Origin of the sequence: Bacillus sp. AFS073361, assembly GCF_002567005.1 — a bacterium.
In the GTDB taxonomy this organism is placed as follows: Bacteria; Bacillota; Bacilli; order Bacillales; family Cytobacillaceae; genus Neobacillus.
The window spans coordinates 125,338-144,347 of sequence record NZ_NUZU01000038.1 but is presented as its reverse complement, the minus strand read 5'-3'; the positions used below and the strand labels follow the sequence as shown (position 1 = coordinate 144,347).

20 protein-coding genes, 1 pseudogene and 1 other annotated feature are annotated in these 19,010 nt (G+C 40.5%); of the genes and pseudogenes, 19 read left to right on the top strand and 2 right to left on the bottom strand.

Annotation, left to right across the window (positions count from 1 at the left end; all coding sequences use genetic code 11):
* Positions 1–209 precede the first annotated feature (209 nt).
* The 17 genes and pseudogenes from COJ96_RS20450 (at position 210) to pheA (ending at position 14,692) form a co-directional block, all read left to right on the top strand.
* On the top strand, positions 210–2,021 hold the full coding sequence (locus tag COJ96_RS20450) for a reverse transcriptase/maturase family protein (RefSeq protein ID WP_098575643.1): 1,812 nt from the start codon (positions 210–212) through the stop codon (positions 2,019–2,021).
* A 103-nt stretch (positions 2,022–2,124) separates the two neighbouring features.
* A pseudogene (locus COJ96_RS20445) lies at positions 2,125–2,328 on the top strand (JAB domain-containing protein); the annotation flags it as partial.
* Between the two features lie 161 nt (positions 2,329–2,489).
* Positions 2,490–3,512 carry a rod shape-determining protein gene (locus COJ96_RS20440; protein WP_098575636.1) on the top strand — a complete coding sequence of 341 codons (1,023 nt, stop codon included), beginning with the start codon at positions 2,490–2,492 and terminating at the stop codon, positions 3,510–3,512.
* Between the two features lie 85 nt (positions 3,513–3,597).
* Positions 3,598–4,479: a rod shape-determining protein MreC gene (mreC, locus tag COJ96_RS20435; RefSeq protein ID WP_098575635.1), complete on the top strand. Its 882-nt coding sequence runs from the start codon at positions 3,598–3,600 to the stop codon at positions 4,477–4,479.
* A complete protein-coding gene (mreD, locus tag COJ96_RS20430; RefSeq protein WP_098575634.1) occupies positions 4,476–4,994 on the top strand; it encodes a rod shape-determining protein MreD in 519 nt (172 codons plus the stop codon). Before mreC ends, mreD begins: the two co-directional genes overlap by 4 nt.
* 152 nt (positions 4,995–5,146) lie before the next feature.
* Positions 5,147–5,827, top strand: a complete 681-nt coding sequence (minC, locus tag COJ96_RS20425) for a septum site-determining protein MinC (RefSeq protein WP_098575633.1) — start codon at positions 5,147–5,149, stop codon at positions 5,825–5,827.
* A 1-nt stretch (position 5,828) separates the two neighbouring features.
* Complete coding sequence (gene minD, locus COJ96_RS20420) at positions 5,829–6,632, top strand: septum site-determining protein MinD (RefSeq protein ID WP_098575632.1); 804 nt, start codon at positions 5,829–5,831, stop codon at positions 6,630–6,632.
* A gap of 122 nt (positions 6,633–6,754) precedes the next feature.
* Positions 6,755–7,543, top strand: a complete 789-nt coding sequence (locus COJ96_RS20415) for a M23 family metallopeptidase (RefSeq protein ID WP_098575631.1) — start codon at positions 6,755–6,757, stop codon at positions 7,541–7,543.
* Positions 7,536–8,405, top strand: coding sequence for a M50 family metallopeptidase (locus tag COJ96_RS20410; RefSeq protein WP_098575630.1), 870 nt, complete (start codon positions 7,536–7,538; stop codon positions 8,403–8,405). The genes COJ96_RS20415 and COJ96_RS20410 overlap by 8 nt, the downstream gene beginning before the upstream one ends.
* A 197-nt stretch (positions 8,406–8,602) precedes the next feature.
* Entirely contained in the window at positions 8,603–10,066 is a 1,464-nt protein-coding gene (locus COJ96_RS20405) for an Rne/Rng family ribonuclease (RefSeq protein ID WP_098575629.1), read from the top strand.
* Positions 10,067–10,135: 69 nt separating this feature from the next.
* Positions 10,136–10,218 (top strand) — a sequence feature (ribosomal protein L21 leader region).
* Positions 10,219–10,231: 13 nt separating this feature from the next.
* Positions 10,232–10,540, top strand: a complete 309-nt coding sequence (gene rplU, locus COJ96_RS20400; protein WP_026563440.1) for a 50S ribosomal protein L21 — start codon at positions 10,232–10,234, stop codon at positions 10,538–10,540.
* 15 nt (positions 10,541–10,555) lie between these two features.
* Positions 10,556–10,900, top strand: coding sequence for a ribosomal-processing cysteine protease Prp (locus COJ96_RS20395; RefSeq protein ID WP_098575628.1), 345 nt, complete (start codon positions 10,556–10,558; stop codon positions 10,898–10,900).
* Positions 10,901–11,194, top strand: a complete 294-nt coding sequence (gene rpmA, locus COJ96_RS20390; protein WP_026563442.1) for a 50S ribosomal protein L27 — start codon at positions 10,901–10,903, stop codon at positions 11,192–11,194.
* Positions 11,195–11,401: 207 nt separating this feature from the next.
* Positions 11,402–11,953: a Spo0B C-terminal domain-containing protein gene (locus tag COJ96_RS20385; protein WP_098575627.1), complete on the top strand. Its 552-nt coding sequence runs from the start codon at positions 11,402–11,404 to the stop codon at positions 11,951–11,953.
* 50 nt (positions 11,954–12,003) lie between these two features.
* Positions 12,004–13,299, top strand: a complete 1,296-nt coding sequence (obgE, locus tag COJ96_RS20380) for a GTPase ObgE (RefSeq protein ID WP_098575626.1) — start codon at positions 12,004–12,006, stop codon at positions 13,297–13,299.
* A 40-nt stretch (positions 13,300–13,339) separates the two neighbouring features.
* Positions 13,340–13,780, top strand: coding sequence for an ACT domain-containing protein (locus COJ96_RS20375; RefSeq protein ID WP_098575625.1), 441 nt, complete (start codon positions 13,340–13,342; stop codon positions 13,778–13,780).
* A gap of 57 nt (positions 13,781–13,837) precedes the next feature.
* Entirely contained in the window at positions 13,838–14,692 is an 855-nt protein-coding gene (gene pheA, locus COJ96_RS20370; RefSeq protein ID WP_098575624.1) for a prephenate dehydratase, read from the top strand.
* Between the two features lie 45 nt (positions 14,693–14,737).
* Here the strand turns inward: pheA and COJ96_RS20365 are convergent, their stop codons facing one another.
* Positions 14,738–15,277 (bottom strand): transcription repressor NadR, encoded by a 540-nt coding sequence (locus COJ96_RS20365; protein WP_098575623.1) that lies wholly within the window; start codon positions 15,275–15,277, stop codon positions 14,738–14,740.
* A gap of 55 nt (positions 15,278–15,332) precedes the next feature.
* The gene (locus COJ96_RS20360) at positions 15,333–16,484 is read right to left on the bottom strand and encodes an IscS subfamily cysteine desulfurase (protein WP_098575622.1); all 1,152 of its coding nucleotides are present in this window, start codon (positions 16,482–16,484) and stop codon (positions 15,333–15,335) included.
* A gap of 125 nt (positions 16,485–16,609) precedes the next feature.
* On the opposite strand from COJ96_RS20360, the gene nadB reads away from it, so the two are divergent.
* Both nadB and nadC read left to right on the top strand, forming a co-directional pair.
* Positions 16,610–18,193 (top strand): L-aspartate oxidase, encoded by a 1,584-nt coding sequence (gene nadB / locus COJ96_RS20355; protein WP_098575621.1) that lies wholly within the window; start codon positions 16,610–16,612, stop codon positions 18,191–18,193.
* A complete protein-coding gene (nadC, locus tag COJ96_RS20350; protein WP_098575620.1) occupies positions 18,162–19,010 on the top strand; it encodes a carboxylating nicotinate-nucleotide diphosphorylase in 849 nt (282 codons plus the stop codon). Before nadB ends, nadC begins: the two co-directional genes overlap by 32 nt.

Sequence of the window (19,010 nt, the reverse complement as noted above, 5' to 3'; positions counted from 1 at the left end):
ACATCCGACACTATGAAAAGCCTGTTTCTAAATGTCTAAATGGGGATTGCCTAAGTTGGAACGCCGTAAAAGGCTATGACAAATGTGTCTGAATATCCAATATGGCAACGGAGCTCTCGTAGTAGTCTGAGATAGGGAAAGCCTATTACATGGCGAAGGAGAGCAGTTTATCGGGTTTAATACCAAATTGGGAAGGAGCGAGAGGCTCTATGAGAAATCCGAAAGTAGTATTAAACAGTCTGACTTCCAAGGTGAAAGAAAAAGAATATACTTTTCAGCGTTTGTATCGGAATCTATATAATATTGAATTTTTCCTGGATGCATACGATAAAATCTACCCAAATAAAGGTAGCAACACCAAAGGAATCAATGAAGATACAATAGATGGAATGAGTTTAAAAAGAATAAATAATCTTATTGAAAAGCTAAGAGATCAAACATATCAGCCAAACCCTGCACGAAGAATTTATATCCCAAAAAAGAATGGCAAACTAAGACCCTTGGGATTACCTACTTTTGAAGATAAATTAGTTCAGGAAGTTGTCAGAAGGATTCTTGAAAGTATATATGAAACCAGTTTCTCTGAAAACTCACATGCATTTCGACCAAACAGGAGCTGTCATACTGCACTCAAACAAATCAAAAACACATTCACAGGGACCCGATGGTTTATTGAAGGCGATATAAAAGGTTTCTTTGATAATATTGACCATCATACTCTTATCAACATCTTGAGGAAGAGAATTAAGGATGAGAAATTCATCAACTTAATTTGGAAATTTCTACGTGCTGGTTATGTAGAAGATTGGGTTTTTCATAAAACTTACAGTGGCACCCCACAAGGTGGCATTATTAGCCCTATACTGTCGAATATTTACCTTAACGAATTAGATAAATATGTGGAGGAATACACATCTAAATTCAACAAAGGTGATAAACGGAAGTATAATCTTGTCTATCATAACCTTGCATCAAAAATAAATCATCGTAAATATAAGAATAAACGTGAATGGTCAAACTTAGATAAAGAGAGCAGGACTGAACGAGCTAACGAATTAAAGGCATTATATAAAGAATTAATTAAACATGACAGCAAAGACCTATTTGACCCTAACTATCGAAGAATGAAGTATGTGAGATATGCGGATGATTTTCTTATTGGTGTCATAGCAAGTAAAGAAGAAGCAGAAATAATCAAACAAGATTTAACTGTCTTTCTGGCTGAAAAACTGAAACTTGAGCTAAGTGCGGAAAAAACGTTGATTACTCACAGTAAAAATACAGCTAGATTTCTTGGTTATGATATAAGAGTAGCAAGAGATTGGCAAACAATGAAAATGCCTAACGGCACCCAAAAAAGGAAATTCAACTTTCAAGCCAAACTTTTTGTACCTCATGAGAAATACATCAAAAAGCTCATTAGTCTAGGTGCCTTAAGTCTTGGGAAAAATAATCAATGGAAACCAATTCATAGAACAAATATGCTCCACAGCGATGACTTGGAAATTATAAGACAATACAATGCAGAAATAAGAGGACTGTATAATTACTATAGATTAGCTAGTAATGTACATGTTCTACAATCCTTCCGTCAAATAATGAAATTTAGCATGATAAAGACCTATGCCAATATTTACAAAAGTACCGTTAGTAAAATAATAAGCAAATATTCAATAAACGGGAAATTTGGTATTCGTTATGAAACAAAGGAAGGGAAACGTATTGCAAATTTCATCGATCAAAGAATGGAGAAAAATACATCAATTAGTAATGAAGAGGTTGATATAGAACTCAATACAGCACAGTTTGGTGGCAGAACAAGTCTCATTGAACGCCTTCTAGCAGAAAAATGCGAATGGTGTGGAGTGGAGAACACGCCATTAGAAATGCACCATGTCAAAAAACTCAAAAACCTAGAAGGCAAAAAGCGGTGGGAACAGTTCATGATTGCAAGGAATCGTAAAACAATTGCAATGTGTGTAAAATGCCATCACGACTTGCATAATGGGAAGTTAGATTGATAAATGGAAAGCCGTATACTCTGAGAGGAGTACGTACGGTTTGGGGGGGAGTTCTTGGAAACCTACTTAGGAAACTAAGCAAGGCGCCGGGTTCTTACCCTACTTCCGCGAGGCGTTAAAGAGGTCTGCCGCCTCAATTATTGCGGTCCATAACCATCCCTCCGGAGACCCCGCTCCAAGCCGTGAGGACATAGAGGTGACAAAGCGTTTGGTCGAATGCGGAAAGATTATTGGCATTGATTTACTCGATCATTTGATCATCGGTGAAAATAAGTTTGTGAGTCTTAAGGAAAAAGGTTATTTATAAACTATGATTTTATTTGACGTTGAGTTATAATAATGGTTATGATTTTTTAGGACTTCTTAAAGATTAAACTAGATAAATATTAGGAAAATAGACATGATAGTAAAGTGAATATCTATCTATTGGTGTTTTTGCATTCGGTTCAGAAAGGGAGATACAAAACTATGTTTGGAATTAGAGCAAGAGATCTTGGAATTGACTTAGGGACAGCAAATACCCTTGTATATGTAAAAGGAAAAGGAATTGTCCTGCGTGAGCCCTCCGTTGTGGCGATGCAGACAGATACAAAAAACATCGTCGCGGTAGGAAACGACGCGAAAAATATGATTGGACGGACGCCGGGAAATATTGTGGCACTAAGGCCGATGAAGGATGGAGTAATCGCTGATTTTGAAACCACAGCGGCCATGATGAAGTACCATATTCGTCAAGCACAAAAAAGTAAAAACGTGTTTACTGGGAATCCTTACGTTATGGTCTGTGTGCCTTCCGGGATTACTGCAGTTGAAGAACGTGCTGTCATCGATGCAACGAAACAAGCTGGGGCTAAAGATGCGTATACGATTGAAGAGCCGTTCGCAGCAGCAATTGGTGCTAATTTACCAGTTTGGGAACCAACCGGCAGCATGGTGGTTGATATTGGCGGGGGAACTACTGAAGTCGCCATCATTTCATTAGGCGGCATCGTTACAAGCATATCCATTCGAGTAGCTGGCGATGAAATGGACGATTCGATTATTACTTATATTCGAAAAAATTATAATTTGATGATCGGTGACCGTACAGCGGAAACTATTAAAATGGAGATTGGCTCGGCAGGGGACTCTGAGGGTGTCGACAATATGGAAATTCGCGGCCGAGACTTATTAACCGGCCTGCCAAAGACGATTGAAATCACAGCCAAAGAAATTGCTGGAGCATTAAGAGATACCGTCTCTGCGATTGTCGAGGCAGTCAAGAATACATTGGAAAAAACACCACCTGAACTTGCGGCAGATATTATGGACCGCGGGATTGTTCTAACCGGCGGCGGTGCATTACTCCGCAATTTGGACAAGGTTATTAGTGAAGAAACGAAAATGCCGGTGCTGATTGCTGAGAATCCGCTTGATTGTGTGGCCATTGGGACAGGAAAAGCGTTGGATCATATTCATTTATTTAAAAATAAATCAAGAGATTCACGTTAATGTAGATTGTGCTATTCGGCACATAAGGATTATTCAAATAAAAAAACGATACTTTTTATCTAGAAAAAAATAGAGGTGTATAATCATGCCACAGTTCTTTCTGAATAAACGTCTGATTATTTTGCTTGTCAGCATCATTGTTCTCGTGGCATTGATTGGGTTTTCTTTAAGGGAGAGAAGTAAACTATCCTGGCCGGAGCAATTTCTAAAAGATACCACCGGCTGGGTTCAATCCCTGGTTTCAAAGCCTACTCATTTTGTGACAGGCTTTTTTGAAAATCTCCAGGATTTGCAAAATACATACGATGAGAATAAAGAATTAAAATCGCGGGTCGAAAATCTTGTCAATCTTGAAGCACAAGTACAAGAACTGAAACAAGATAATAAAGAATTACGTGACATTCTCGGTGAAAAAAGAACCCTGAGAGACTTCAAACCATTACCAGCTACCGTAATTGGCAGAAACCCTGATCGTTGGCATGAAATGATTATTATCGACAAAGGCAAACTAAACGGCATCAAGAAAAATATGGCTGTTGTTACGGCAACCGGCTTGGTTGGTAAAGTTAAAAATGTAACACAATTTAGTTCAACCATCCAACTATTAAGTGCAATGGATCCAAAAAATCGTATATCTGCTGTTGTGCAGGGCAAGAAAGATGTTTATGGATTTGTCCAAGGATTTGATGACAAACGGAAATTATTATTAATTAAGGCAATACCATCCGGTGAAAAAATTGAAAAAGGGCAAAAAGTAATCACTTCTGGTCTAGGCGGCGTTTTTCCGAAAGGGTTGCTGATTGGTAAAGTGGTTGACGTAAAGCCTGATCAATATGGGTTAAATCAAACGGCCTTAGTGCAGCCGGGTGCAGACTTTTATGATATTGAAAATGTCATTGTCATAAAAAGATTAATGACCCAGCCAGTGAATATGGAATCAACAGATGGGAAGGAGAAAGATTTGTGAGAAAATTCCTTCTTCCTCTTTTATTTCTATTGCTTTTTATTGTAGAAAGTCTTTTTGTGGAGTATTTACCCGAAAAGGTTTTTGGGTTTGAACGAATATTTGTCCCACACTTTCTTTTTATTGCTATTTTGTTTTTAACGATTTTTGTCGGAAGAAAACATGGAATTATTTATGCGGCTATTTTTGGACTTTTATATGATGTCGTATATGTTGAAATTATCGGGATTTACTTTTTCCTATTTCCATTTATCTCTTATCTGATTTATAAACTATTGCAGGTTTTACAAGCCAATCTTATTACGGCCTTTCTTGCGGCCATCTTCGGTGTCTCACTACTAGAGATTGGTGTGTATGAAATGAACTATTTAATCCATGTTACAGACTTGGATTTTATCGGCTATATGAACTTGCGTTTTTACCCAAGCCTTATCCTAAATGCTGTTGTTACGCTCATTGCTGCCTACCCATTAAAGTGGCTTTTTGAGAAACATTCAGAAGCAATAAGAGCTGAATGATTTTTCATTAAAAAAGAGGAGAATGGACGCATCGTGTCGAAATTTTATTAGGATAGTATGACTATTGATTCGAAATAGGTTAGAGGAGCCATATTCCTCTCGAATGGACTTGTTTCGAAATTGCTTTCTTATTATGAGGTGAAAAATTCTCCATGAAAAAACGGCAAAATGTTACAATAAAAGGGACGAAGGAAGGACTTGTCCTTCATCTTGATGATAGTTGTTCTTACGATGAACTAAAAAAGGAACTTGATTATAAACTTTCAGCCAACTCCAGTACACAGGATGAGCGTCATTTAACCTCTGTCAAAGTGGAAATAGGTAACCGCTATTTAACCGAACCACAGCGGGAAGAACTAAAAGAATTAATTCGCCAAAAAAAGAATTTTGTTGTGGATGAAATTGAATCGAATGTAATTACTAAGGATGAAGCTGAGGAATTATTGGCCGAAACAGAGGTGATGACTGTTTCGAGAATTATTCGTTCCGGACAAGTCCTCGAAGTTCCTGGTGACCTGCTGTTAATTGGCGATGTCAATCCAGGCGGGACAGTCATTGCAGGTGGAAACATCTTTATCATGGGAACGTTAAAGGGAATCGCTCATGCAGGCTGCTATGGCAATAATGAAGCAATCATTGCCGCCTCTAGTATGAAGCCCTCTCAGCTTCGAATTAGTGATTGCTTAAATAGTGCACCAGACAGCCTTCAAAGCAATGAAAAGCGGGAAATGGAATGCGCATACATCGATGAAAACCGTCAAATCATTGTTGATAGATTACAAGTATTAATCCAATTAAGACCTAATTTAACGAGATTAGAAGGGGGACATTAAAGTGGGAGAGGCAATCGTAATTACATCCGGTAAGGGTGGAGTAGGGAAAACAACAACTTCTGCTAATATCGGCACATCATTAGCCCTTCAAGGAAAAAAAGTATGTTTAGTAGATACTGACATCGGTCTTCGTAACTTGGATGTGGTCATGGGACTTGAAAATAGAATTATTTATGATCTTGTCGATGTGGTTGAAAAAAGATGCAAAGTCCATCAAGCTCTTGTAAAGGATAAACGTTTTGATGGTTTATTATACTTATTGCCAGCAGCACAAACCGTTGATAAATCTGCCGTGAAGCCAGAGCAAATGAAAGAACTAATCATCGAATTAAAGCAGGACTATGATTATATAATTATAGATTGCCCAGCCGGTATTGAGCAGGGTTTTCAAAATGCTGTTGCTGGGGCTGACAAGGCAATCGTTGTCACAACACCAGAGGCTTCTGCTGTCCGTGATGCGGACCGGATTATTGGTCTACTGGAGAAACAGCCGAATATGGAATCTCCTAAATTAGTGATTAACCGGATTCGAAATCATATGGTGAAGAATGGGGATATGCTCGAGATTGATGAGGTTACTCAGCATCTTTCCATCGAACTTATCGGTATTGTTGCTGATGATGATGAAGTAATTAAAGCTTCGAATCATGGGGAACCGATTGCCCTCAATCCGAATAACAAAGCATCGATTGCCTACCGAAATATTGCCAGGAGAATTCTTGGTGAATCCATCCCGCTGCAGTCACTCGAAAATGCAGACAAAGGAATGTTTACCAAAATTAAAAAGTTTTTTGGTGTGCGTTAAAAAAATGCTGCTGTATATCAGCCTGTCCACTCTCTTGTGGACAGGTTGTTTTATTTTTAAGACATACTCTTTCATTCGCCCTCATAGACTTGTACAAATTAGTGTGAAAAGGGTGGATGGAAATGGCGCGGTCTACACCGGAAGAAATTCGGCGACGAATCGCCAAGCGAAAAAATGATAATGGCACTACATCTGTAAAAAGTCCCGACCGCCAAATTGAATGGCCTAGTGACGATGAAAAATATGGCTTTCATCAGTATACCCCTCCAGGAGGGAGTGACGGCGAGGATGGTCATCCATTATTTAAGAAGGAAGTTTTCTTTTTCAAAGTTTTATCTTCAGTCCTCCTGTTTTTAGTGATTGCGATATTATTTCGGAACCATTCCACTGCCTTTGATCCTGCAAGAGCTATGGTGACTAAAACAATGGACCAGGATTTTAAGTTTGCGACGGTATCAAACTGGTACGAAAGCAAATTTGGGAAACCTCTAGCCCTCTTGCCTTTTTCGGATAAAGATCAAACGGAGAAAAAAGGGGTGGCTGAAACTGAGTTTTCCGTTCCAGCAATGGGAAAAATCCTCGAAAACTTCGAAAAGAACGGGCAGGGAATTATGATTGAAACGGGAAAAGGGGCGTCCGTACAAACGATTAATGAGGGCTTTGTGATGTCTGCAGGTGTAAAGGAAGGTCTGGGAAAGACAGTCGTCGTTCAACATGCCGATAAAACGGAAACATGGTATGGAAATTTAGATAAAATCGACGTTAAATTATATGAGTATGTTGAAAAACGACAAGTAGTTGGCACTGTCTCTGGATCCACAGGTGAGGATAAAAGCAAAGGTAAATATTACTTTGCCATTAAAAAAGATGATAAATTTATCGACCCAATTCAGGTGATTGACTTTGAATAGAGCCATTACTTTACTACGACTAATTACTATTCATCCATTGTTATGGATTGTCATTGCACTTTCAGTTGCCACAGCTCATTTCCTTGAGGTTTGCTTATTACTTGGGATCATTTTCATTCATGAATTGGGGCATGCTGCTGCGGCTTCTTTTTTTTCATGGAGAATCAAAAAAATCACCCTGCTGCCGTTTGGCGGGGTTGCCGAAATGGATGAGCATGGCAATCGCCCGTTAAAAGAAGAGATGATTGTCGTTCTAGCAGGGCCGCTCCAGCATGTGTGGATGGTGGCCTTAGCCTATGGATTGGTTAGCATGGACCTGATATCTGTGGACCTTTTTCACTTGTTTTTTAGCTATAATCTAATGATATTCGTATTCAATCTCTTTCCTGTTTGGCCGCTTGATGGCGGGAAACTGGTATTCTTACTGCTTTCCTTAAAAAGTTCCTTTCCGAGCGCCCATCGCTTAACGCTTATCCTTTCCTTGGTTAGCTTGTCGATCTTTTCGCTGGTTATTGTGGCTGCAGCTCCAACCCATATTAATGTCTGGGTCATCATCGCCTTTCTATATTTTTCGCTCTACCATGAGTGGAAGCAGCGCCGCTTTATCTTTATGCGATTTTTATTGGAGCGCTATTATGGCAAGAAATCGAGTCTGCAAACATTGAAACCAATTGAGGCCAATGAAGAGGATTTACTTATTCACGTTTTAGAAAAGTTTCAACGCGGCTGCAAACATCCAATCATCGTCGAAGCCGATGGCAAGGAAAAAGGGATGCTAGATGAAAACGAGCTCTTACACGCCTACTTTACCGAAAAACGCCTAACCGACAAAATCAGCGACCTTCTCTTTTCTTATTATTAATACTATGTTGATAGGAGCGGAAGGCGCGAGACTCCTGCGGGAGGACGGGGCAGGGGAGACCCCGCAGGCGCTTTAGCGCCGAGGAGGCTCCCCGGACCGCCCGCGGAAAGCGAAGCGCCTGGAGCGGAAATCAACTAGCAAGTTTATCATGGCCCATTAAAAAGGTATAATAAGAAGAAAAAAGTGAGGTCGCTTGTTTGGAAACATTAATAGTTAACTACAACTCACGGGAAAAGCGATTGGCTTATATAAAGGATAACCGTGTGGAAAATATCGTCTTTGACCGGCCAGAACATCAATCACTGGTCGGTAATATTTATTTTGGGACAGTGACGAAAGTATTGCCCGGCATGAATGCCGTGTTCATAGATATTGGCGAGGAGAAAAATGCGTATTTACACCGGGATGTTCTTCCTTCGTATCTCCAATCCGCTGATAAACAAAAAAACGTCAGCTCGTTCGTCCATCAAGGGGAAAAAATGCTTGTTCAAGTCGACAAGGATGCAACTGGCACGAAAGGTGCCCGAGTAACGGGGATTGTTGAAATCTCGGGTCCCAATCTGATTTACATGCCCAAGGGTCGGTATGTAGCCGTTTCAAAAAAAATTGCTGATGACAAACAGCAAGCAACCTTACGGCGAATTGGCAGTCACTTAAAGACAGACGAAGAAGGGATGATTTTTCGAACCTCCTCCCTTTCAAGTACCGAAGAAGAAATACACACTGAACTAGCCAACCTGCGTGAGCAATATCAACAACTGCTACAGAAAACAACAGGCCTAAAAAAGCCAGGGATTGTTTTTCAAAAAGATACTTTCGTCGAAATGATTTTGGATAAGGTAGGGAAAATGTCAGACGGAGAGGTAATCGTCGATGACTTATCACTAAAAAAGCTGGCTGAGAAGCAGAATAATCGGGTTAAACATAGTTATTACAGCGGTAAAGAAAATATATTTTCAGTACATAAGATCGAGCATGAAATTGATAAAGCACTCAAACGAATGGTCTGGCTTGATCAAGGCGCCTACCTGATTTTTGATGAAACGGAAGCACTGACGATTATTGATGTGAACACAGGCAAATTTTCCGGGAAGACGGATTATCAGGAAACCGTGTTAAAAACAAACCAGTTGGCTGCGAAGGAAGTCGTGCGTCAGCTGCGTCTGCGCGATATTGGCGGAATCGTCCTCATCGATTTTATCGATATGAAACGTGAAAAGGACAAGCAGGCCATTTATGCACTTATCGAATCGGAATTAGCTAAGGATCAAAAAAGAACAAAAATCATTGGCTTTACGCCGTTAGGAATTCTTCAACTAACACGAAAGAAAACGAAGGTTACTCTTTCAGAGGCACTCGAGGTGAAGTGTCCAGTGTGCGAGGGGACGGGCCGGATTCTCAGTCCAGAAACAGTAGGCTTTCGGCTTGAACGAGAGCTATTAGAGCACCGCTATTCTGAATTTGAAGCTGTCCTGGTGGAAACGACCGCTGAGGTGAAAGAACAGCTGCTAGGGCCAAATGAAGCCCACAGGGAAGCATTAGAAGATCTATTACATCTAAAGTTATTTTTCTCCATTCAGCCGTCTGACCGCCATTATTATGTGATTAAACAGTTTGGCACTAAAAATGAGATTGCTTCAAAAGGGTTGGATGATAAATGATCTTTCTAAAATTCTATTGACACTTTTGCCTAGAATATGTTAGGATTTTAATGTTATGTTTGTAGCGCACCCGTGCTACAACCGCACAGAACAGGTCTTAAGTCTTTAACTAAAGTTTAAAGCGCCTGTGTATGGCGAGTCTGAGTTTATAAGGAGGTGCAGTTCATGTACGCAATTATCGAAACTGGCGGTAAGCAATTGAAAGTCGAAGAAGGCCAAGCTATCTACATCGAAAAATTAGATGTTGAAGCTGGTGAAACAGTTACTTTTGACAAGGTTCTTTTCGTTGGCGGTGAAAACGTAAAAGTAGGTTCTCCTGTTGTTGCAGGTGCTACAGTTACAGCTAAAGTTGAAAAACAAGGCCGTCAAAAGAAAATCATTGTTTTCAAGTACAAGGCGAAGAAAAACAACCGTAAGAAGCAAGGTCATCGTCAACCTTACACTAAAGTAGTCATCGAAAAAATCAACGCGTAAGGTGTTGGATCATAGATGATTAACATTACGATTTATCGTACTGAGTCCGGAACGATTCATTCATTCGAAATGAGCGGACATGCATTGTTTGCAGATCGTGGGAAAGACATTGTTTGTGCAGGCGTATCAGCCGTATCTGTTGGTGCGATTAATGCGGTCCATGAACTAACTGGTGTCACTCCTGATCTGGAACATCGAGCAGATGGTTTTCTCCGCTGTGTGATTCCGGAAGGTCTTCCAGAAAACACGCAAGAGAAAGTGCAAATTCTTCTCGAAGGGATGGCTGTTTCATTACGGGCGATTGAAGAAGAATACGGAAAGCACATAAAGATTACCTTCAAAAAGCAGGAGGTGGAATAAATGTTATTAAAATTAGATCTTCAGTTGTTTGCATCTAAAAAGGGTGTAGGTTCTACAAAAAACGGACGTGACTCTATCGCAAAGCGCCTTGGTGCTAAGCGTGCAGACGGACAATTCGTAACTGGTGGTTCAATCCTTTACCGTCAACGCGGTACAAAGATTTACCCAGGTGAAAACGTTGGCCGTGGAGGCGACGATACTCTTTTTGCAAAAGTTGACGGCGTTGTAAAATTTGAACGTGTCGGCCGTGATCGCAAAAAAGTGAGCGTTTATCCAGTAGCTCAAGAAGCTTAAGGATTCTTTGAAAACTCTAACCTGATTGGTTAGAGTTTTCTTTTTTCCAGCGAATTTTTCCTTCCATATTATACTTCGGGAAACGCTACGTAGATGCTTCTTTTTGCCTCTAAATAACTTTCATCACAAAATAAGCTTACTCATGGTTCATTTTTTGATATACTATCAGCAAACTAGTGTTGTGACACTTAATGTGGGAGTGTACGTATGGAGAAAGATTGGGATATTGTTGAAGTGTTGCGGCATGCTCGGCATGATTGGTTAAATAGGCTTCAATTAATAAAGGGGAACTTGGATTTAAATCGAATCGACCGGGCAAAAGAGGTCATCGATGAAATCATTATCGAAACGCAGCACGAGTCAAAACTTTCGAATTTGAAAATGCCTTTGTTTGCCTCACTCTTGTTAAAATCAAATTGGGAGAATCCTTCCTTTAAACTTGAATATGAAGTCCTTCATGATCAGAAAGTAGATCAAATCAATGAGGAGCTTTTGACAAAGTGGTCATCCCATTTATTTACATGTTTAAATGAAACGATCGAAGCCTTTCAGGAAAATCATTTATCCGTAACAATAGACCCGGAATCAAAGGGGATTCGTTTCTTTTTTGATTTTAGCGGGATAATAATAAAAAGCGAAGTACTGACTGAATTCCTATCCAAACCATTTGGTCTACTCGACATCGTGGTCAAGGACTTATCAGAAAGTGAATTCGCATTAGAAGTATATATACCCTATCAAAAAAGTAGGAAAAGTTAAGATGCTTTTCGTGACATTTTTTGATTTGAATTGCAGACTGGAGGAATAAGATGTTTGTTGATCAAACGAAGATTTATGTAAAAGGCGGAGACGGCGGTAATGGAATGGTCGCGTTCCGTAAAGAAAAATATATACCAAAAGGCGGTCCAGCAGGTGGGGATGGCGGGAAAGGTGCCAATGTTGTTTTTGAAGTAAATGAAGGCTTGCGCACATTAATGGATTTCCGTTATCAGCGTCATTTTAAAGCACCACGCGGGGAGCATGGCATGTCTAAAAACCAGCACGGAGCCGGTGCAAAGGATATGATTGTCAAGGTACCGCCTGGAACAGTGGTAATTGATGCCGAGACGAAAGAAGTGATTGCAGATTTAGTTGAAAATGGGCAACAAGCAATTATTGCCAGAGGCGGCCGTGGCGGGCGCGGAAATTCACGATTTGCCACCCCAGCAAACCCTGCGCCGGAGCTTTCTGAAAATGGAGAACCTGGTCAAGAGCGGGAAGTAATCCTTGAATTAAAACTGCTTGCTGATGTGGGTCTTGTTGGATTTCCAAGCGTAGGGAAGTCAACGCTTTTATCTGTTGTATCATCGGCAAAACCTAAAATTGCGGAGTATCATTTTACAACGATTGTTCCGAATCTTGGTATGGTCGAAACAGAAGATGGGCGCAGTTTTGTCATGGCTGACCTTCCAGGTTTGATTGAAGGGGCTAGTGAAGGTGTAGGCTTAGGTCATCAATTCTTGCGTCATATTGAACGGACAAGGGTAATTGTTCATGTCATTGATATGTCTGCAATGGAAGGCAGGGACCCATTCGAGGACTTCCAGACCATCAATCGTGAATTAAGTGAATATAATTTGCGCTTGACTGAGCGTCCGCAAATTATTGTCGCCAATAAAATGGATATGCCGGAAGCCGAGGAAAATTTGAAAAAGTTTAAAGAACAGCTCGATGAGGATTATCCGATCTTCCCAATTTCAGCTGTAACAAGAAAAGGTCTTCGTGAATTATTGTATGCTGTTGCTGATAAGATTGAGGAAACACCTGAATTTCCACTTGAGCATAATGAAGAAGATGAAACAACGGGTGTGCACCGTGTTCTTTATAAGCATGAGGCAGAACCAGAAGCATTTAAAATTACAAGAGAACCGAATGGCACATTTGTCGTATCTGGTGAAAAGACAGATAAGCTGTTTAAGATGACAGACTTCTCGAGAGAAGAATCTGTTCGCCGTTTTGCACGTCAACTTCGTGGTCTCGGTGTAGATGAAGCCTTGAGGGAAAGAGGAGCAAAAGACGGGGATATTGTGAAATTAATGGAGTTTGAATTTGAGTTTATTGAGTAGAAGAGAACGTGTCCTAAAGAGAGTAAGGTAGAGTGATAAAATGGATAAAAAATTTTACTTAGTACGTGAAGATGTTTTGCCGGAAGCCATGAAAAAAACAATAGATGTGAAGGAAATGCTGGAAAGAGGGAAGTCGGAATCCATTGCGGAAGCTGTTCAAAAAGCAGATTTAAGCAGAAGTGCCTTTTATAAATACCGAGATACTGTTTTTCCGTTTTCAACCATTAAAAAAGAAAAGATTATTACACTTTTCTTTCATTTGGAAGATCGCTCAGGTACGCTGTCACACTTGCTCAGTGTCGTTGCAAACTCAGGCTGCAATATTGTCACCCTTCACCAGACGATTCCGCTGCAAAGCAGAGCAAATGTAACACTCTCATTAAACACTTCAAACATCACGATGGAAATAGATAAGTTACTTGAGGAGCTTAGGAAACTCGAATTTGTAGAGAAGGTAGAAGTGCTGGGAACAGGTGTGTAGGACAATCTACCACCGGCTCTCAGCTCTCTTTTTATAAAATAAGGAGTGGGGAAAACAGTGAAAGTTGGATACTTAGGACCAAAAGCTACATTCACAGAATTAGCTGTAAAAAAGGTATTTCAAGAATATGAACTTGAGCCCTATCAAACAATTCCTGCAAGCATGGATGCCATAGTTGATAAAGAAGTAGACTTGGCTGTTGTTCCAATTGAAAATGCGCTAGAAGGCTCAGTGAATATTACACTCGATTATTTAACACAAGAAGTCCAAATACCCATTATTGGTGAAATCACCTTGCCGATCAAGCAGCATTTGATGGTACATCCAGATAATCAGGAAAATTGGCAGGATGTCAGCAGGGTGTATAGTCACTCCCATGCTATTGCCCAATGTCATAAATTTTTACATAACCATTTAAAAGGTGTCCCATTTGAAAGCGTCTCATCAACAGCGGCTGCGGCATTAATGGTAATGGAACATCCTGAGTTGAAAATTGCAGCGATCGCCAATGAACTCGCCGCAAAGGAATACGGGTTATCGATTGTAAAAAGAAATGTCCATGATTTTGATTATAACCATACGCGATTTGTTGTGCTTTCCGAGAAAGAACTTGATTTTCAGAAGATTAGTGAATCAACCCATTATAAAACAACGCTGATGGTTACACTTCCATCAGACCAGGCTGGAGCTCTTCATCAGGTATTATCTGCCTTTGCTTGGAGAAAATTGAATTTATCAAAGATTGAATCAAGACCCATGAAAACAGGAATTGGCAATTACTTTTTCATTATTGATCTCGAGATGAAATTGGATGATGTATTGATTCCAGGAGCAATAGCAGAAATAGAAGCATTAGGCTGCGGTGTTACATTACTTGGCAGTTATCCATCTGTTTTGGTGAGTTTAGACTAAACAGAAAGGGACCCGATTTTAGGGTCCTTTTTTTGTGAGGTTTTACTATGATTCAATTAGGAAGCCTTCTGCTTTTAATGCTTTTTCTGCTTCATCTAAGACTTGGATGCTAGATGCTGAAATCGTATGAAGGTGGATTCCCTCGGTTAGTTCAGATAGCAGGGCTGCTCTGGTCTTGTGCAAGTTTGCCATGAATTGTTTCACCTCTTGGCGATTAGAAACCATAATTGAGGCCGTCAAATCTCCATAAACCTTGTGTTCAATTTTGACATCCTTCACTAATACTCCATGGTCAACGAGCAAATTTAGTTCTTTTTCGGTGTCATCAGGTGAATGTCTGCAGGCGATTGTTCTTTCAAAGGAATAAGTGCTGGTGTTTTGCTTTAAATAAATATAACCTTGGCTCGTGGCAATAATGGGTTCATTCTTTGCTTTAAGAAGCGTGATATCTCCGACAATCACTTGTCTGCTTACATTCGTTTGATTGGCTAATTCACTTCCTGTCACCGGAACAGGACTGTCTTTTAGTAGTTGTAAAATGAAGGACCTCCTTTCTTCTCCCAATATTTTTTTTTGCTCAACCATATAATTCCTCCTATTTTCTATTGCTGTTTCCCTATTTTAGCATAGTTTAAATTTTTTATATAACCGCAGCTGCCTCGAAGGCATGAACGATATTCACGATCCTCTCCCCCAGTTCAACCACATCTTCCAAGCGCGTTGATTGACCGAAAGAAATACGGATAAATTCTTTTGCTTCGTCAGAAGTTAAACCTAGGGCTTGAGCCACTTTTGCGGGGGATTGCCTGCCGACTTGACAGGCACTGCCGGTTGAAATGGCAAATCCATGCCGATTACATTCAAGCATCATCCATTGACCCTGAATACCAGAAATTCGGAGCCCGATGATATTGGCGAGCTGCCGAGAGGTATCGGCTGCTTGATATATTTTCACCTTTTCTTCAATCGGCTCAAGTGTTTTAATAAAAGCTTTCCGAAGTAATTCATATCTATTTAAATCCTCTGGCAATTTTGCGATTATTTTCTGGGCAGCAACTGTCATCGCGGCAATGGCAGGAACATTTAAAGTGCCTGGACGAAATCCGCGTTCATGAGAACTGCCTGGAAAAAAAGGCTCCCATTTAAGCTGAGGATCGACGTATACTCCACCAATGCCTTTTGGGCCATAGATTTTATGGCCTGAAAAAGTAAAACTGCTGACAAGTGGTGCTAGTCTTTTTATATCTATTTTTCCAAACGACTGAACAAAATCACTGTGGAAAAGGATTTCGTTGTCCTTGCAAATCTTGGCAATTTTATCGATTGGCTGGATGGTGCCGATTTCAGAATTCACATGCTGCAGGATGAGTAAAATAGTTTCTCGCTTAATTGTATGGACCAACTGTTCGTGATCAATCAGTCCGTTTTCATTAAGCGGAAGCAGGGTGATCTCATATCCCTTTTCCTTTAATCTAGTTAGGATTCCATGGATGGATGAATGTTCCGCCATGCCTGCGATGATATGTTTCCCCTCTTTTTTAGTGGAGGACAATAATGCCTCGATTGCTAAAAAATTCCCTTCTGTCCCGCCACTTGTAAAGAACAGCCCATTTTTATCAATTCCCATTAAATTGGCCAATTCTTCGCGGCAATTTTCAAGTAAGGCAGCTGATTGTCCGCCTATATCGTGGAGACTGCTGGAGTTTCCAAAGTATTCTGTTGCCACTTTTACATATACCTCAGCTGCTTCTGTGTCTAGTGGAGTGGTCGCTGCATAATCAAAATATTTCATGATTCTTCTCCCATTCTTCTTATTTTAGGACGGGGTGTTTCTACTTTTCTATAAAAATACTTGTTTTTAGTTTAATTCTATGTAAATATATATGTCAAGACACCTGTTATGTCAGGAGGGTCAACATGACAAATGATGACGTATTAATAATTGGAAGTGGAATAGCCGCCATGCAGCTGGCTGTTCAGTTATCTAGCCATTTAAATGTGAGGATACTCACAAAGGAAAAATTACGAACGGCCAATTCTTATCTTGCTCAAGGCGGGATTGCGGCTGCACTGGGGAAGAATGACCATCCCTCTAAACACGTGGTCGATACACTTGAAGCGGGAAGATTTCACAACAATCGAGATGTGGTTCAGGAAATTATTACTGCGGCGCCGGAACTGATCAAGAATATGGCACGCCATGGCGAGATTTTTGATAAAAATCAACAGGGTGAATTGTTTCTTGGGATGGAAGGGGCACACAGTGAAAAGCGAATAGTTCATGGCGGCGGTGATGCCACTGGTAAAAACGTCATGGAGTATCTGATTACTGTGCTCAAGCAAAAGCGAAATATCACTGTCGAAGAAAATGTCTTCGCCTATGAATTACTCTTAAATAACGAACAAAACCGATGTATTGGTGTTAAAGCAAAAACTTCTAAAAGATCCATCCATTATTTTTATGGTCAGCATGTCATTATCGCAACGGGGGGCTGTGGTCAGCTATATACTTACACTTCTAACGCCAAAACCGTCAGTGGTGATGGGATTGCCATGGCTTATTTAGCCGGTGCGGACATCGTTGATATGGAATTTAACCAATTTCATCCCACACTTTTATATATAAACGGTGAAACAAAGGGCTTAGTTTCTGAAGCTGTCAGAGGAGAGGGTGCCATTCTCGTTACAGAAGATGGGACCCGCATTATGGAGGGCGTTCACCCCTTAAAAGATCTCGGGCCGAGACATATCGTCTCCCAACGAATATATGAATACTTGAAAAAAGGAAAGCAGATCTATTTGGATATAAGTTCCATTGAAGAATTTAGGAAACGATTTCCTTCGATTACATCCCTTTGTGAGGACAACGGGATCCGGATTGAAGATGGGAAAATCCCTGTAGCTCCAGGAAGCCACTTTTTAATGGGCGGAATTAAAACCGATTTAATCGGAAGATCTTCCCTAAATGGACTATATGCAATCGGCGAAGCCTCCTGTACAGGTTTACACGGCGCGAATAGACTTGCAAGTAATTCCTTGTTAGAGGGATTATTTCAAGGGAAACAGTTATCGAAGTGGATAAATGAAGGATGGCAAGGTTCCCAAGTAGAACCAATACTTCCTGATTGTCATCCTAAAAAAGAGAAAGCAATACATTTACCGCATGTCCAACAAATTAAGGATTCAATGATGGAACGGGTGGGAATTGTTCGTAATGAAGGGAATTTAAAGAAACAGCAAGCCTGGTTACAGCAATTCAGGGCCGAAACGATCCATTTGGATACCTGTACAACGCAACAGATAACAAAGATTTTTATGCTGGTCACTGCCAAGCTAATGACAGATGCAGCTTTAAAACGGACAGAAAGCCGGGGAGGGCACTTTCGAAGTGATTGCCCGAAAGAAGATAATCACCATTGGTTAAGAAAATCAATTATTCATAACTTGAAACAAGGAAGGAAAAAGTCCAATGAACACATTGAAACTGCGCTCGCAACTTGAGAAGTTTTTTATAGAGGATATCGGGGAACAGGATATTACCACTGATTTAATCTTTGCAGAGGAAACAAATGGAGAAATTGTTTTTCTTGCAAAAGATCAAGGGATTTTTTGTGGAGAGGAAATTATTAAGACAGGCTTCCAGCTGCTAAATAACGAAATTTCCACGCATGTGTTTGTGAAGGATGGCCAAGCAATTAACTATGGTGATAAATTAGCCCAAGTTTCTGGGAAAATAGCTGATTTATTAAAAGGAGAAAGAGTGATCCTGAATCTAGTCCAACGTATGAGCGGGATTGCCACGCTCACACGAAAAACGGTCGATACCCTGGATAGCGGCCATACGAAAATATGTGACACTCGGAAAACTACTCCAGGGCTTCGCATGCTTGAAAAGTATGCCGTTCGCTGTGGAGGCGGCTATAATCACCGCTTCGGATTATATGATGGGGTCATGATCAAGGATAACCATATCTCTTTTGCTGGTTCCATCTCGAATGCGGTAGAAGCGGTTCGAAAAAAGGCGGGTCATATGGTGAAAGTGGAAGTCGAAGTGGAAACGGAAGCTCAGGTGCTGGAAGCGGTAAATGCAGGGGCAGATGTAATCATGTTTGATAACCGGACCCCCGATGAAATTAAAGAATTCATTCAATTGGTTCCATCGACGATTATTACTGAGGCCTCTGGCGGAATCCAATTGGCGAATATTGCTGATTATCGTGACACGGGTGTCGATTATATTTCCCTCGGGTACTTAACTCATTCTTATAAAGCACTAGATATCAGTGTAAAAGTGCAATGGAATAAAGGAGACGAGTAA

Bases quoted from the DNA above. Each gene is read 5' to 3' on its own strand.
- COJ96_RS20450 (WP_098575643.1), top strand. From the start codon at position 210: ATGAGAAATCCGAAAGTAGTATTAAACAGTCTGACTTCCAAGGTGAAA.
- mreC (WP_098575635.1), top strand. From the start codon at position 3,598: ATGCCACAGTTCTTTCTGAATAAACGTCTGATTATTTTGCTTGTCAGC.
- COJ96_RS20375 (WP_098575625.1), top strand. From the start codon at position 13,340: ATGGATAAAAAATTTTACTTAGTACGTGAAGATGTTTTGCCGGAAGCC.
- obgE (WP_098575626.1), top strand. From the start codon at position 12,004: ATGTTTGTTGATCAAACGAAGATTTATGTAAAAGGCGGAGACGGCGGT.
- COJ96_RS20385 (WP_098575627.1), top strand. From the start codon at position 11,402: ATGGAGAAAGATTGGGATATTGTTGAAGTGTTGCGGCATGCTCGGCAT.
- rpmA (WP_026563442.1), top strand. From the start codon at position 10,901: ATGTTATTAAAATTAGATCTTCAGTTGTTTGCATCTAAAAAGGGTGTA.
- COJ96_RS20415 (WP_098575631.1), top strand. From the start codon at position 6,755: ATGGCGCGGTCTACACCGGAAGAAATTCGGCGACGAATCGCCAAGCGA.
- nadC (WP_098575620.1), top strand. From the start codon at position 18,162: ATGAACACATTGAAACTGCGCTCGCAACTTGAGAAGTTTTTTATAGAG.
- COJ96_RS20365 (WP_098575623.1), bottom strand. From the start codon at position 15,277: ATGGTTGAGCAAAAAAAAATATTGGGAGAAGAAAGGAGGTCCTTCATT.
- nadB (WP_098575621.1), top strand. From the start codon at position 16,610: ATGACAAATGATGACGTATTAATAATTGGAAGTGGAATAGCCGCCATG.
- rplU (WP_026563440.1), top strand. From the start codon at position 10,232: ATGTACGCAATTATCGAAACTGGCGGTAAGCAATTGAAAGTCGAAGAA.
- COJ96_RS20395 (WP_098575628.1), top strand. From the start codon at position 10,556: ATGATTAACATTACGATTTATCGTACTGAGTCCGGAACGATTCATTCA.
- COJ96_RS20360 (WP_098575622.1), bottom strand. From the start codon at position 16,484: ATGAAATATTTTGATTATGCAGCGACCACTCCACTAGACACAGAAGCA.
- minC (WP_098575633.1), top strand. From the start codon at position 5,147: ATGAAAAAACGGCAAAATGTTACAATAAAAGGGACGAAGGAAGGACTT.
- COJ96_RS20440 (WP_098575636.1), top strand. From the start codon at position 2,490: ATGTTTGGAATTAGAGCAAGAGATCTTGGAATTGACTTAGGGACAGCA.